Genomic DNA, 14,890 nt, shown 5'->3' with positions numbered 1-14,890 from the left:
AAACTGCATGGCCAACCCTCGCCAGACCAGACAGCAATGCCCGGTTTTCACAGCTTATTCCGGTTCGTAGGGAACCAGTTTTCCGTCTTCCAGCGTCAGAACGCGGTCCATATGGGCCGTCAGTGCATGATTGTGAGTCGCCACAAGCACGGCGGCGCCCTCTTCCCGGGCCATCTTGATGAAGGTGGCAAACACCCGTTCGGTCGTCGCGGGGTCGAGATTGCCCGTCGGCTCGTCGGCGATGACAAGACGCGGCGTGTTGGCGAGCGCCCGGGCGATGGCGACTCGCTGCTGCTCCCCGCCGGACATCTGACCCGGCTGGTGGTCTGCCCGGTGGTCGAGGCCCATTTCGGCCAGCAGTTCCGAGGCCTTCTCGCGGGCGGCCTTGCGGCTGACGCCTGCAATCATCAGCGGCATGGCCACATTGTCCGCCGCGTTGAACTCCGGCAGCAGGTGGTGGAACTGGTAGACGAAGCCGATCTTGGAGCGGCGCAGCGCGGTGCGGGACTTGTCGTCCAGCTTCAGGCAATCGACGCCATCCAGCAGCACGGTGCCCGCCTCTGGCCGTTCCAGCAGTCCGGCAGTGTGCAACAGGGTGGACTTGCCGGAGCCTGACGGGCCGATCAGGCCGACCAGTTCACCCGCCTGCAGCTTCAGCTCCGCACCGGACAGCACGTTCAGCTCCCCCGCCGCCGTCTTGTAGGCGCGGTTGATGCCGGAGAGTTCGAGCACGGGGGCCGTCATCACTCGAACCTCAACGCGCTGACCGGATCCTGGCGGGAGGCCCACCAGGCCGGGATAAGGGACACACCGGCCGACATGGCGAGGGCATAGAGGCCCGTGCTGAACACGTCGCCCCAGTCGAGGATCGCCGGCAGGTGCGCGAGCCCGTAAGTCTCCGCGTCAAACACTTTGCCGCCGTCCATGAACAGATTGATGAAGGCTTCAATGGCGCCGATGTTCAGGATGAACAGAACGCCGATCGTCATGCCGAGCAGCGCGCCGAGCGTACCGAGCACGGTCCCGACCATCAGGAAAACGCGCAGCACCCCGCCCCGGCCGAGGCCGATGGTGCGCAGGATCGCGATATCGCGGGTCTTGTTCTTCACCAGCATGACAACGCCGACGATGATGTTCAGCGTGGCGATACCCATGATCACCATGACAAGCAGGCGAACCATGGTACGCTCCACTTTCAGGGCGTTCAGGTAGGCCGCGCGCTGGCTTTTCCAGTCATACATGCGCACAGCATTGCCGGTGGCGAGCGCTATGGCCTGCATCGCCTCCTGCGTCTTGTCCGGATCCTTCAGCCGGATATCCAGCATCTGATAGTGATCCTTGGACTGGAACAGGATCTGCGCCTGGTCCATCGGCATGAAGATATAAGCCATGTCGAGCTCGACACTTCCAGTGGAGAAGATCTCGCCCACCGTATAGGCCTTCGAGCGTGGCGTGGCGCCCATGACGCTGGCATTCGTACCGGTGGTGATGATCTCGACCTTATCACCGGGGATGACGCCCAGCCCTTCCCGGCCCGCCGCCAGGAAAGAGCCCATCATAATCGTATTGCCGCCATTCCTGCCGACTCCGAACCCCGCATCGATGGCGGCCTGCCCATGGTCCTTCAGGAATGCGAGGGTCGACAGGTCCTCGTTGCGCATCGCGCGGACGACGGCGCCGGTCTTGCGGCCATTGGCGGTGACGAGGACGTATTCTTCGATATAGGGCGATGCACTCGTGATCCCGGGGATCTCGCGGATCTTGTCGGCAAGCGCTTCGGCTTCGGCCTCTGTGTACTGATTGACGACCGCATAGACATGCGGCTGGCCGCCCAGCAGCGCGTCCAGCAGCGTCGCGCGAAAACCGCTCATGATCGACATGGTGATGATCAGCGCCGCAACAGCAAAGAAGATTCCGACAAAGGAGATGATCGAGATCAGGCTCGCGCCGCCATGCTCACGCTTGGCGCGCAGGTACCGCCAGGCCAGGGTTCGTTCGAGACGTCCGAATGGCGCAGCGGCCTGACTCATGCGGGCGTAACCTTTGCAACGACTTCAGCGAAAGGCAACTCCACCTTCTCGCCGGTCTTGCGGTTCTTGACTTCAACTATGCCCTTTTCAAGGCCTTTGGGGCCGATCACCAGCTGCCATGGCAGGCCGATGAGATCCATCCGCGCGAACTTGGCGCCGGCACGGTCATCCGTGTCGTCATACAGCGTGTCGATGCCAGCGGCTTCGAGTTGTTCGTAGAGATCACCACAAGCCTTGTCACAGCCTTCGTCACCGACGCGCATGTTGATCAGGCCGACATGGAACGGCGCAACCGATTCCGGCCACACGATGCCGTTGTCGTCATGACAGGCTTCGATGATGCCTCCGACAAGGCGAGAGACGCCGATGCCATAGCTGCCCATCTGGACCGGCACCATCTGGCCATCCGGCCCCTGAACCACGGCGTTCATCGGCTTCGAATACTTGGTGCCGAAATTGAAGATGTGGCCGACTTCAATGCCGCGCGCGGAGACCTGACGGTCTTGCGGAATGGCGGCGAACGCCGCTTCGTCGTGCATCTCTTCGGTAGCCGCATAGTATTGCGTGCGTTTTTCCACTTCGCCGGTGAGATCGCCCTCAAAGTCGAGATCCAGCCCCGGCGGCTCCATATCCAGAAGCGTCTTGTCACAGAAGACGGCGCTTTCACCTGTATCGGCCAGGATAATGAATTCGTGGCTGAGTTCCCCGCCAATCGGGCCGGTGTCGGCGCGCATCGGCACGGCGGTGAGGCCCATGCGGCTGAATGCGTTCAGGTAAGCACAGAACATCTTGTAGTAGGCGACGCGGGCACCGTCTTCCGTCAGGTCGAAGGAGTAGGCGTCCTTCATCAGGAATTCGCGGCCCCGCATGACGCCGAAACGCGGACGCACTTCGTCGCGGAACTTCCACTGCTGGTGATACAGGTTCAGCGGCAGCTGCTTGTAGCTCTTCACATAAGAGCGGAAGACATCGGTGATCAGCTCTTCATTGGTCGGGCCGTAGAGCATGTCCCGGTCGTGCCGGTCCGTGATGCGCAGCATCTCCTTGCCATAATCGTCGTAACGGCCGGATTCCCGCCAGAGGTCGGCCTGCTGCAGCGTCGGCATGAGGAGCTCGATAGCGCCAGCGCGGTCCATTTCTTCCCGCACGATCTGTTCGATCTTCTTCAGGACGCGGAAGCCCAGCGGCAGCCAGGTGTAGATGCCTGCCCCGTTCTGGCGCACCATGCCGGTGCGCAGCATCAGCTTGTGCGAGACAATGGCCGCATCTGCCGGCGCTTCCTTGGAAACGGGCAGGAAGTATCTGGAAAGCCGCATCGAATCCCCGGGGACTTGTTGTAAAACGCGGCTCACCTAGCCGCAGGGGCACCTATTGCGCAAGCAGGCGTGGCACGACGACCGCGGCGATTGCCGTGATCACAACCGCCCCCATCGTGGCCCACAGCGCTTTTTTGCCAACCATATGGTGCTTGGGCGCTGCTTCTTCGGTTCCCTCAATCGTCGATCCGTCTTCCCACTGGCCTTTGACGCCAATGGGAAGGACCGTGAAAAAGCAGACCCACCAGGCGATCGTGAAGACGACCAGCCCACTCATGAATTGCATTAGTGAGCGCCTTTCGGGCTTTCCATCAGTTCGATCAGGACGCCGTTTGAGTTCTTCGGGTGAACGAAGATGATCATCGTGCCATGGGCGCCTATGCGAGGCTTGCCGAGCACGGTGGCACCGCGTTTGCCCATCTCTTCGACAGCCTCATTGATGTCGTCCACCTCGAAGCAGACATGGTGCTGGCCGCCCTTCGGGTTCTTCTGGATGAAGTTGTGGATCGGGGACTCTTCGTTCAGCGGCTCGATCAGCTCGATCTGGCTGTTGGGCAGGTTTACGAAGCAGACTTTCACGCCCTGTTCCGGCATGTCGAAGGGGGTGGTGATGTCCGTCGCGCCGTAGAGCGTGCGATAGGTTTCGCAGGCTTCTTCCAGGTCCGGCACGGCCACGCCAACATGGTTCAACGGTCCGATCTTGAATTCACTCATGATACTCAGGTCCTCAAAACAACGACTTCGATCATCGGGCGCATGCCCCAGGCTGTCTCTGCGGCCTTTCGAAGCGCGCGGCCGATGGCCCGCTCGACCGCATCGTCATCGAAGCGGTCCTTGCGTTTCATATTGCTGACAGCAATGTCGGCCGCCTCTTCGAGAGTTTCAAGGCTTTCGTCTGCGAGCCGACCGTCAGGCTCTGAAAAGCCTTTCACGACCACGACGGGCCCATCCATAATGTTGCCGTGTCCGTCGAGCGAGACGCTCGCGAAAACCACACCATTCCACGACAGTTTCCGGCGCTCCTGAATCCCCTGCGCGCCTTCCGGCACGAGTTGATTGCCATCCAGGAAAAGTCGGCCATTCGGCACTTCGTCGAGAATCTCAGCCGGCCCGGGCGCAAGGCGGACAAGGCTGCCATTGCGCGGCGTGATCGCCTCGGACACCTGAAGGGAGCGCGCATAGGCTGCATGCTCCATGATGTGCCGGCGTTCGCCGTGTACGGGCACGGAAATGCGCGGCCGCACCCACTGGTACATACGGCGCAGTTCGTCGCGGCACGGATGACCCGATACATGGATCTTCTGCGGAACCATGCGCGGCGTGATCACACGGATGCCTTTTTCGGCCAGACCGTTCTGAAGCTCGAAGATGCCTTTCTCGTTCCCAGGGATTTGTCTGGAAGAGAAAATGACCGTGTCGCCTTCCCGAAGGATCACGTGACGGTGGTCACCGCGCGCGATACGGGACAGGGCTGCCCTCGGCTCACCCTGGCTGCCGGTGCATAGATAGAGGATGTGCTCCGGCGGGAAATGACCTGCTTCGCTCTCGTCCACGAACTCCAGTTTCGGCGGCAGGATACCGACAGCTTTCGCGGCATTTGTGATCTTGTGCATGCTGCGCCCGACGAGGCACACGTGCCGGTCTGCCTGCGTCGCAGCATCAATGATGGACTTCACGCGTGCCACATTGGACGCGAACGTCGTAACGGCGACCGCACCCGTCTTCTGCTGCGCGATCAGTTCCACAAGTCCCTGACGGACCGTTTCTTCAGATCCGGACTCGCCTTCCTCGAACACGTTCGTGGAATCGCAGACCATGGCGAGCACGCCTTCATCGCCAAGTGCGGTCAAACCGGAAATATCCGTTGTCGAACCGATTTGCGGATCCGGGTCGATCTTCCAGTCGCCTGTATGGAGGACCAGGCCCGCAGGTGTGCGGATGGCCAGCGCGTTGGGCTCAGGAATGGAATGCGTCAGCGTAACGTAGGTCACTTCGAACGGCCCAGCCTGAACCTTGCCGCCCATCGAGATCACTTTCAGAGCGCCCGTATCGACACCGCGCTCTTCCATCTTGGAACGGACGAGTTCTGCTGTGAACGGTGTCGCATAGATCGGCGCCCTGATGCCAAGGCGCGGATAGATCAGACCGACGGCACCGATATGATCTTCATGCGCGTGGGTCAGGAAAACGGCGTCGATATGCTCGCCAATCAGATAGTCCGGATCCGCACAGATCAGGTCAACACCCGGCGTATCGTCGCTGCCGAACGTCACGCCCAGATCCGCCAGGATCCAGCGGCGCGCTTCCGGCGGGCCGAACCCGTAGGCATTGAGGTTCATGCCGATTTCGCCGCAACCGCCAAGTGGCAGGAAGACGAGTTCGTCCCGGGAGGAAGCTTTATCGGGCATGAGGTCCTATTTGTTCAGACGATAGATTTCCAGGAGGCCCCGAATGAGGAGGTCCTGGTCGTAATGATCGATTGTCTCGCTGGCGCCTTCGAACAGGGAAGCCACACCGCCGGTGGCAACAACGCTCATCGGTTTGCCGTACTCTTCCTTGATCCGGTTCACGAGCCCGTCGATCAGGTCGATATAACCCCAGAACACGCCGGACTGCATGGCCGAGATGGTATCCTGTCCGATCACCTGCGGGGGGCGCTGGATCGCGATGCGCGGCAGCTGCGCAGCGGCATCGTGCAGTGCCTTCACGGACAAGTTGATCCCCGGAGAAATGATGCCGCCTTCAAACGCGCCATCCTCCGCGACGACATCGAACGTTGTGGCGGTGCCACTGTCGATCACGATCAGATTGCCCGGATATTGCTTATGTGCGCCAAGCGCGCTGACGATCCGGTCGGCCCCCACCTGCTCCGGCCGTTTGATGCGGATTTCCATACCCGTCTTCAGGCTCGGGTCGCCGATAAACATCGGCTCCACATGCAGGTAGCGGCGGGCAAGGTTGCGGAAGTTGAATACGGCTTGAGGCACAACGGTCGAGATCACGCAGCCATTGATCAGGCTGAGATCGGCCCCGTGCATGTCCGCCAGCCGCCACAGCCAGGCGGCGTGGTCGTCTGCAGTCTTTGTCGGGTCGGTAGCACTACGCCACTGGTTCACCCATGCATTTCCGTCATGGATACCGAAGACCGTATTCGTGTTGCCAACGTCGATAGCGAGCAGCATCCGCGTCAGACCTCTCCAATAAGATGTACATCGCCGGCCCTTATGGTCTGTCGCGATCCATCCGGCAATCTGAGGATCAGCCCCCCATCTGCAGCCATGTCCTCGAACACGCCTTCGACCGGCACACCGCCAGGCGAGACCCGCACCATACTGCCCAGCCCCTCGGCGCGCTTCAGCCAGTCGGTCCGTACTGGTCCGAAGCCCTCTCGCGCCTGCGCCAGCCGGGTCATGAAATGGCGGGTCAGGGAACCAAATACTTCAATATGATCAAGGTCTTTCTGGCCTGACAGCTCCGCAAGACAAGTCGCTGCCTGCCCGGCCTCAGGCGGCACCTGAGCCACGTTCACGCCCATGCCCGCGATGACCCAGAGCCCCTGCTCGTCCTGCCCGGTTTCGATCAGGATGCCAGATAGTTTGGCTTTGTTCACACGTACGTCATTGGGCCATTTGACGCGCACATCCGCGCCCGGCGCATATTCCAGCGCGGTGTCGCTGACCGCGAGCGCCGCCGCAAATGGAATACGAGACGCGACCTGGATGCCACCCGGTTCGCGGAACAGCGCCGAAGTGAAGATGTTGCCTTTGGGCGAGGCCCAGTTGCGCTGCAGCCTGCCCCGACCCGCCGTTTGTTCGTCTGCCAGGATCCAGCAATTCTCAAACGCGCCGGTCTGGGCCCGCCGCCGGGCCTCAGTGTTGGTGCTGTCTATCGTATCGAAGCGATGGACGGGCCAGGCTTGGTTCAAGCCGTGATCCCCAGCGCGGCCTGATCTGTCCACCCGCTCAGCAGGAAGAAGAAGATCATGAACACGATCACGAACAGGGACGAAGCCAGCACGACCAGCGAGACGGAGCCATCGATGGCTTCAAAGCGTTCTGTCGGCTCATCGAACCACATGATCTTGATCAGGCGCAGATAGTAGCCAAGCGACACGACCGAAGCGAGCACGAGGATGATCGCCAGCGGGTAGAGCCCTGCACTGACACCTGCTTCCAGAACGACCCATTTGCCGAGGAACCCGCCGAACGGCGGCAGGCCGGCTACGGACCAGATCAGGACCGACAGCGCGATGGCAAGCAATGGGCGCTTGCTCATAAGGCCGCCCAGCTCGGAAATGCCTTCAACCATGCCGCCCTGACGGCGCATCGAAAGCACAGCCGCAAACAGGCCAAGCGAAGAAACCACATAGAGCGTCATGAAGGTCAGCAACGGACCGGCGCCAAGCTCCTTGCCCGCGGCCACGGCGACCAGCGCATAGCCAACATTGGCGATCGAGGAATAGCCCAGCAGGCGTTTGATATTGGTCTGCGTCAGGCCACCGAAGGCGCCGATCAGCATGGACAGGCCGGCGATGATCGCAATGATCAGCTGCCACTGGTCCATCGCATCGCCGAAGACCTGAAACATCACATTGGCGAACACAACCATGGCAGCCATCTTCGGCGCGGCACCGAAGAATGCACCGACCGGTGTCGGGGCACCTTCATAGACATCCGGTGTCCAGACGTGCATCGGGGCTGCCGAGACCTTGAAGGCCAGGCCGACGATCATCAGAACCATGCCGAACATCAGACCAACAGAGAGATCCGCCGCGGCGATGCCTGCATAGAAGGTCGTGCCGGAGAAGCCGTAGACCAGCGATGCGCCGTAGAGCAGCATACCGGAGGCCAGCGAGCCGAGGATGACATATTTCAGGCCCGCTTCCGAAGAGCGCGCGGAATCGCGATGGAACGCGGCGAGCACATAGGACGAAAGGCTGAGCGTCTCGATACCCATATAGAGCGTCATCAGGTTCGACGCAGACAGGATGATGCCCATGCCGAGCGAGGCAAAGATCGTCAGCAACGCATATTCATAGCGGGCCGTCTCGTGACGCTTCAGGAAGCCTTCTGACATCACAAGCGCAAGTCCGCCCACAATGAACGAAACGATCTTGGCGAAGTTCACGAACGTGTTGGTTTCTACAAGGCCGTTGAAGGCTTCGCCGCCCTGATAGGTCAAAGCCGCGATACCAGCGGCAACGAACAGGACGAGCGCCCCGAACTTGAACGACAATCCGTTAAAGCTGTCCTTGAGCAGCGCACCGAGCAGCACGCCCAGCAGGCCTGTGGCGGCGAGCCAGAGTTCCGGCCCGATCGCCAGGGTCATGGCAGTGAAGTCGAGCATGGGCGATCAGCCTCCGGCCATCAGCGAGAGGATGCTCTGGGTAGCGCCCTCGGTCAGGTTAAAGATCAGGTTGGGCGCGACGCCGAACAGCAGCGTCAGCAGCGCCAACGGAACGATAGTAACGAGTTCGATCCGGTTCATGTCCTTGAGTTCATTCAGCTCCGGATTGGTGATCTGGCCGAACACGGTGCGCCGGTAGAGCGTCAGCATGTAGACAGCCGAGAAAATGACGCCCAGCGCAGCGCCAGCTGCCGCCCAGGTCGAAGCCTGGAAGCCGCCGACCATGGTGAGGATCTCACCGATGAAGCCCGACGTGCCCGGCAGGCCGACATTCGCCATCGTGAACAGCATGAACAGGGTCGCATAGACCGGCATCCGGTGAACGAGGCCGCCATAGGCCGCGATCTCGCGGGTGTGCATGCGGTCGTAGACGACGCCGACGATCAGGAAGAGCGCGCCGGAGATGAAGCCGTGGCTGATCATCTGGAAGATCGCGCCCTGCACACCGATTTCGGTGAAAGAGAAAACGCCAAGCGTCACGAAGCCCATATGCGCGACAGACGAGTAAGCGATCAGCTTCTTCATGTCTGTCTGGCGCCACGCGACCAGCGATGTGTAGACGATGGCAACAACAGCCAGTGCGAACATGGCCGGCTGGAACAGCTGGCTCGCATCCGGGAACATCGGCAGCGAGAAGCGCAGGAAGCCGTAGCCGCCCATCTTCAGCAGGACACCTGCCAGGATGACCGAACCCGCCGTCGGCGCCTGAACGTGCGCATCTGGAAGCCATGTGTGGACCGGCCACATCGGCAGCTTCACCGCGAAGGACGCCATGAAGGCCAGCCATAGCCAGGTCTGGACATGCGGATCAAAGGCGAACTTCTCAAGCACTTCAAAGTCGGAGCTGCCGGCCGTGATGTACATGTATACAACCGCGACCAGCATCAGGAGCGAGCCAAGCAGCGTGTAGAGGAAGAACTTGAACGCGGCGTAGATCTTGTCCTTGCCACCCCAGATACCAATGATCAGGAACATCGGGATCAGGCCGGCTTCGAAGAAGATGTAGAACAGGACCAGGTCGAGTGCGGTGAACACGCCGATCATGAAGGTCTCGAGCACCAGGAAGGCAACGACATATTCCGTCACCCGCGTGTGGATCGAATTCCAGCTGGCCAGAAGGCAAATCGGCGTAAGGAACGTCGTCAGCAGGATCAGCGGCAGTGACAGGCCATCAATGCCCAGCTTGTAGCTGATCGACTGATACCAGACATGCTGTTCAACCAGCTGATAGCCCGGCGTCGACGGATCGTAATAGAAGAACGCCGCCAGCGAAACGAGGAAGGTCGCGCCGGAAATGACGAGGCCAGCCAGAAGCGCGGTGCGCCCCTCATTGGCGGACTCGGACGAGCTGCTGCCAGCCGTCGCTGCGCGCACGGCCATGATGATCAGTGCGCCAACCAGCGGCAGGAAGGTCAGCGCCGATAGAATGGGAAAACCGCCCATTAGTTTGCCCCTCCGGCGTTCAGCCACATAAGCGCCCCGAAGACGAGAGCTGCGCCAATGATTACAAATGCATAGTGATACAGGCGGCCGGTATGCATGGCCGACAGGCGACGGGCACTGAACAGGGTCAGCGCAGTCATGCCGTCAGCGCCAACACCGTCGATGACCTTCTTGTCAGCTTTCCAGAAGATGTTGCCGAGGAAGGCCGCGCCACGCACCAGCGTCGCGTTGTAGATCTCGTCGAAGTACCACTTGTTGTAGAACAGCGAGTAAAGCGGGCCACCAGTGTCGGCGATGCGCTTGCCCACGCCGCGATTGAAGAAATAGGTCATCGTGGCCAGCAAGAAGCCGCCCAGCGTCACGATCAGCGGCGCGTAGATCACCCATTCCGGCACTTCGTGGCGGGCATGGAGGACATGGTTCTCCGAGGCGCGATAGATCGCACCGGCCCAGAAGGCTTCGTTCGAATGGTCGACGAAGTAATCATAGAAGAAGAAGCCCGCGAAAATCGCACCCAGGCTGAGCAGGCCGAGCGGGATGAGCATGACCATAGGGCTCTCATGCGGCGTGTGATCGTGGTCGTGTCCATGATCGTCGTGCGCATGGTCATCATGAGCGTCCTGTGCCGCATGAGCGTGATCATCATGAGCACTTTCCGAAGCCCTCGGTCCGTGGAACGTCATGTAGATGAGGCGCCAGGAATAGAAGCTGGTCAGGAAGGCCGCGACGATACCGAACCAGAAAGCCATCTGGCCGAAGGCAACGTGTTCGACACCGCCCGCAAAGGCGCTCTCCAGGATCGCATCCTTCGAGAAGAACCCGGCGAAACCAAGCTTCGTGTGCGGAACACCGAGACCGATGATAGCAATCGTACCGACCATCATGGCTGCGTAGGTCAGCGGCATGAACTTGGCGAGGCCACCCATTTTCCGCATGTCCTGCTCATGGTGCATGCCATGGATCACCGAACCTGCGCCGAGGAACAGGAGGGCCTTGAAGAAGGCGTGCGTGAAGAGGTGGAACATCGCCGCCTCATAGGCGCCGACACCTGCCGCGAAGAACATGTAACCGAGCTGCGAACAGGTCGAATATGCGATGACGCGCTTGATGTCGTTCTGCGCCATGCCGACGGTTGCGGCGTAGAGAGCGGTGACGGCGCCGACCACCGTGATCATGCCGGCCGCCACGAGCGTGTATTCGTACAACGGCGAGAGGAGGCAGACGAGGTAGACGCCCGCGGTCACCATGGTTGCGGCGTGGATCAGGGCGGAAACCGGCGTCGGGCCTTCCATGGCGTCCGGCAGCCAGACGTGCAGGAAGAACTGGGCCGACTTGCCCATCGCGCCGATGAACAGCAGCACGCCGATCACTTCGACCGCCCAGACACGGTAGCCGAGGAAGTTCATGATGACTTCGCGCGCTGGCGCCGGATCTGCAAAGGCAATCGGGGTCACCATGGCGTTCTCGCGCAGCGCTTCCATGAAGGGCGCGAACTCAACCGTGCCGTAGATGCAGAACACAGCCATGATGCCAAGCGCGAGGCCAAAGTCGCCGACACGGTTGGTGACGAAGGCCTTGATTGAGGCGTCGTTCGGCGCCTTGTTCTGGTACCAGAAGCCGATCAGCAGATAGGATGCGAGGCCCACACCTTCCCAGCCGAAGAAAAGCTGGATGAAGTTGTCAGCGGTCACCAGCATCAGCATAGCGAAGGTGAAGAGCGACAGGTAAGCGAAGAAGCGCGCCTTGTGCGGCTCCTCGCTCATATATCCCCAGGAATAGAGGTGCACGAGGCCGGACACGCCGGTGATCACCGCCATCATGACGATGGACAGCGTGTCGACACGGATGGCCCAGTCAGCCTGGAAGTCGCCAACATGGATCCACGGCATCAGCGTGATGATGTGCTGCGTCACGGCATGGCCATGTTCGGCGGCACCATGGGCATCGCCGCCATGACCACCCACTCCGGCGGCATAGGCGAACAGCTGGAAAAGCGACAGGGCACCCGCCGTCAGCACAACGCCGGTGGTGGCGTACATGACGATCTTGTCGCCGATAATCTTGTGGAACAGACCCGTCAGCGCCACGAGGCCGGGCGCAAGGACGATGAAAAGGAGAAGCGCGTCAGAAAGCATACCGTCCTAGCCCTTCATCAGGTCTACGTTCTCGACCGAGATATCTCTGCGGTTCCGGAAGTAGACGACCAGGATGGCAAGACCGACGGCAGCCTCAGCGGCAGCAACCGTCAACACAAGCATGGCGAAGATCTGTCCGGCGATTGTACCGGAGAAGACCGAGAAGGCGACCAGGTTAAGGTTCACCGAAAGCAGGATCAGCTCGATCGCCATCAGGATGACGATGATATTTTTCCGGTTCACGAAGATACCCACCACCCCGATCGTAAACAGGGCGGCCGACACCGCGAGATAATGGGAAAGCCCGAGTTCCATAGGTATCAGATCCCCTGCCCCGGCTTGGGGTCCTTCAGTTCATAGGCATCGCCGCGGCGGCGCGACGTCTGCTTGGCAATGTTCTGGCGTTTCACATGTGGGCGGTGGCGCAGCGTCAGGACGATGGCACCAATCATCGCAACCAGCAGCACGATCCCGGCCAGCTGGAACAACAGCATGTATTCTGTGTACATTACCTGTCCGATGGCTTCCGCGTTGGTATCAGCCCCCGGTGCAGCGTCGAAGGAGTCCGGCAGCGATTGCACGCCGAAGACCGAAGCCATGACGATTTCAGCCGCGAACACGATGCCAACCAGCATCGCAAACGGCCAGTATTTCAGTGTGCCGTCTTTCAGCTCGACGAAGTCCACGTCGAGCATCATGACGACGAACAGGAACAACACCGCGACGGCGCCGACATAGACGACGACCAGCAGCATGGCGATGAATTCCGCCCCAATCAGGACGAACAGACCCGCAGCCGAGAAAAAGGCGAGGATCAGCCACAGCACGGAGTGGACGGGGTTCCGCGCCATGATGACCATTAGCGCTGACACGAGCGTCACCGCAGCCATCAGGTAGAATGCGATCAGTGCCACAGCCCTCTGACCCCTCTTGTGTTTGGGACGATCAGGCGTCCCGGTTACTCATTAGCGGCGCGCCCTAGCGATAGGGTGCGTCCAGTTCCAAATTCTTCGCGATGAGACGTTCCCAGCGGTCGCCGTTCGCGAGCAGGCGGTCCTTGTCGTAGAACAGCTCCTCGCGGGTTTCGGTCGCGAATTCGAAGTTCGGCCCTTCGACGATGGCATCCACCGGGCAGGCTTCCTGACAGAAGCCGCAATAGATGCATTTCACCATGTCGATGTCATAGCGCGTCGTGCGGCGGGCGCCGTCTTCGCGCGGTTCGGCCTCGATGGTGATGGCCTGTGCGGGGCAGATTGCTTCGCACAGCTTGCAGGCGATGCAGCGTTCTTCACCCGATGCGTAACGGCGCAGCGCATGTTCCCCACGGAAACGCGGCGACAGCGGGTTCTTCTCGAACGGATAGTTCACGGTGGCCTTGCGGCGGAACATTTCCAGCGTGGCCAGCCAGAGGGCCCCGAGGAAATCGGTCAGCAGCGCGCCGCGGATGGTCTGCGCGAGGCTCATGACTGCACTCCCATGTAAGCGACATAACCGCCAACCACGAGAACGGCGACAAGCGAGGTCGGCAGGAAGATCTTCCAGCCAAGACGCATCAGCTGGTCATAGCGGTAGCGCGGCACGATGGCCTTCACCATCGCGAAGAGGAAGAAGAAGAAGAAGGTCTTGAACATGAACCAGAACAGCCCGGAGAAGCTGGTCAGGAACGGGTGGTCGCGGACAAAATCATCCCCCAGGGCAACCGGGCCATGCCAGCCGCCGAGGAACAGGATCGTCATCATCGCGCACATCAGGACGATGTTCAGGTATTCGCCGAGCATGAAGAGCAGGTACGGCGTGGAGCCATACTCGACCTGGTATCCGGCAACGAGTTCGGATTCCGCTTCCGGCAGGTCGAAAGGCGGACGGTTCGTTTCAGCAAGGGCCGAGACGAAGAAAATGACGAACATCGGCACCATCACCACGATCAGCGGGAAGTTCTGGAAGCTGAAGACGTGCCAGTACCAAAAACCACCATCCTGGTTGTTGACGATGTCGGTCAGATTCATGGAGCCGACCATCAGGATCACCGTGATGATCACGAAACCAATGGAGACTTCATACGAGACCATCTGGGCCGCGGAACGGAGCGCGCCGAGGAACGGGTATTTCGAGTTCGAGGCCCAGCCGCCCATTATGATGCCGTAGACACCGAGGGAGCTGATGGCGAAGAGGTAGAGGATCCCGACATTGAGGTTCGAGATCACCCAGCTGGTGCCGCTGACCGTGCCGGGCGCGACCGGGATGGCCGACCAAGCCGCGAAGGCCAGCGTACAGGTCAGGATCGGCGCAAACAGGAAGACGAACTTGTTCGCGCCCGCCGGGATGACGATCTCTTTCAGGAGGAACTTCCCGAAGTCCGCAAAAGACTGGAGCAGGCCGAACGGACCGACCACGTTCGGGCCTTTCCGCATCATCACGCCGGCCCAGACCTTGCGGTCCAACAGAAGCAGGAATGCGATCGAGAGAAGCAGGACCAGCGTGAACAGGCCGATCTGGCCGAGGACCATCAAGGGGCCCCAAAACTGTCCCATAGACTCGATGTAGTTACTCATGGCGCCCG

The 14,890-nt window shown here is 60.7% G+C and carries 15 protein-coding genes; all 15 read right to left on the bottom strand.

Features of this window, described 5'->3' with window-relative positions; translation table 11 throughout:
- Window positions 1-54 precede the first annotated feature (54 nt).
- The 15 genes from HY26_RS17355 to nuoH all read right to left on the bottom strand — a co-directional run bounded on the left by HY26_RS17355 (window position 55) and on the right by nuoH (window position 14,882).
- Window positions 55-744 carry an ABC transporter ATP-binding protein gene (locus HY26_RS17355; protein ID WP_034765059.1) on the bottom strand — a complete coding sequence of 230 codons (690 nt, stop codon included), beginning with the start codon at window positions 742-744 and terminating at the stop codon, window positions 55-57.
- Complete coding sequence (locus HY26_RS17350) at window positions 744-2,030, bottom strand: ABC transporter permease (RefSeq protein WP_034765062.1); 1,287 nt, start codon at window positions 2,028-2,030, stop codon at window positions 744-746. Before HY26_RS17350 ends, HY26_RS17355 begins: the two co-directional genes overlap by 1 nt.
- Window positions 2,027-3,346, bottom strand: a complete 1,320-nt coding sequence (gene proS / locus HY26_RS17345; protein WP_034765065.1) for a proline--tRNA ligase — start codon at window positions 3,344-3,346, stop codon at window positions 2,027-2,029. The genes HY26_RS17350 and proS overlap by 4 nt, the downstream gene beginning before the upstream one ends.
- Window positions 3,347-3,398: 52 nt before the next feature.
- Window positions 3,399-3,632: a DUF1467 family protein gene (locus HY26_RS17340; protein ID WP_034765068.1), complete on the bottom strand. Its 234-nt coding sequence runs from the start codon at window positions 3,630-3,632 to the stop codon at window positions 3,399-3,401.
- On the bottom strand, window positions 3,632-4,060 hold the full coding sequence (gene mce / locus HY26_RS17335) for a methylmalonyl-CoA epimerase (protein ID WP_034765070.1): 429 nt from the start codon (window positions 4,058-4,060) through the stop codon (window positions 3,632-3,634). The genes HY26_RS17340 and mce overlap by 1 nt, the downstream gene beginning before the upstream one ends.
- A 5-nt stretch (window positions 4,061-4,065) precedes the next feature.
- Complete coding sequence (locus HY26_RS17330; RefSeq protein ID WP_034765073.1) at window positions 4,066-5,754, bottom strand: ribonuclease J; 1,689 nt, start codon at window positions 5,752-5,754, stop codon at window positions 4,066-4,068.
- Window positions 5,755-5,760: 6 nt separating this feature from the next.
- Window positions 5,761-6,528 (bottom strand): type III pantothenate kinase, encoded by a 768-nt coding sequence (locus tag HY26_RS17325; protein WP_034765075.1) that lies wholly within the window; start codon window positions 6,526-6,528, stop codon window positions 5,761-5,763.
- 5 nt (window positions 6,529-6,533) lie between these two features.
- The gene (locus tag HY26_RS17320) at window positions 6,534-7,271 is read right to left on the bottom strand and encodes a biotin--[acetyl-CoA-carboxylase] ligase (protein ID WP_034765078.1); all 738 of its coding nucleotides are present in this window, start codon (window positions 7,269-7,271) and stop codon (window positions 6,534-6,536) included.
- Window positions 7,268-8,692 (bottom strand): NADH-quinone oxidoreductase subunit NuoN, encoded by a 1,425-nt coding sequence (gene nuoN, locus HY26_RS17315; RefSeq protein WP_034765080.1) that lies wholly within the window; start codon window positions 8,690-8,692, stop codon window positions 7,268-7,270. The genes HY26_RS17320 and nuoN overlap by 4 nt, the downstream gene beginning before the upstream one ends.
- Window positions 8,693-8,698: 6 nt before the next feature.
- Window positions 8,699-10,195 (bottom strand): NADH-quinone oxidoreductase subunit M, encoded by a 1,497-nt coding sequence (locus HY26_RS17310; protein WP_034765083.1) that lies wholly within the window; start codon window positions 10,193-10,195, stop codon window positions 8,699-8,701.
- Window positions 10,195-12,330, bottom strand: a complete 2,136-nt coding sequence (gene nuoL, locus HY26_RS17305; protein ID WP_034765085.1) for an NADH-quinone oxidoreductase subunit L — start codon at window positions 12,328-12,330, stop codon at window positions 10,195-10,197. Before nuoL ends, HY26_RS17310 begins: the two co-directional genes overlap by 1 nt.
- 6 nt (window positions 12,331-12,336) lie before the next feature.
- Entirely contained in the window at window positions 12,337-12,645 is a 309-nt protein-coding gene (nuoK, locus tag HY26_RS17300) for an NADH-quinone oxidoreductase subunit NuoK (RefSeq protein WP_034765088.1), read from the bottom strand.
- A gap of 5 nt (window positions 12,646-12,650) precedes the next feature.
- Window positions 12,651-13,244, bottom strand: coding sequence for an NADH-quinone oxidoreductase subunit J (locus HY26_RS17295; protein WP_081813031.1), 594 nt, complete (start codon window positions 13,242-13,244; stop codon window positions 12,651-12,653).
- Window positions 13,245-13,308: 64 nt separating this feature from the next.
- Window positions 13,309-13,794 (bottom strand): NADH-quinone oxidoreductase subunit NuoI, encoded by a 486-nt coding sequence (gene nuoI / locus HY26_RS17290; protein WP_034765091.1) that lies wholly within the window; start codon window positions 13,792-13,794, stop codon window positions 13,309-13,311.
- The gene (gene nuoH / locus HY26_RS17285) at window positions 13,791-14,882 is read right to left on the bottom strand and encodes an NADH-quinone oxidoreductase subunit NuoH (protein ID WP_034765093.1); all 1,092 of its coding nucleotides are present in this window, start codon (window positions 14,880-14,882) and stop codon (window positions 13,791-13,793) included. Before nuoH ends, nuoI begins: the two co-directional genes overlap by 4 nt.
- Window positions 14,883-14,890: the final 8 nt, after the last annotated feature.

The sequence above is a fragment of the Hyphomonas sp. GM-8P genome (assembly GCF_003263315.1).
Classification (GTDB): domain Bacteria; phylum Pseudomonadota; class Alphaproteobacteria; order Caulobacterales; family Hyphomonadaceae; genus Hyphomonas.
Note: the sequence above shows the minus strand (reverse complement) of the source record. Positions and strands in the feature narration are given on the sequence as shown.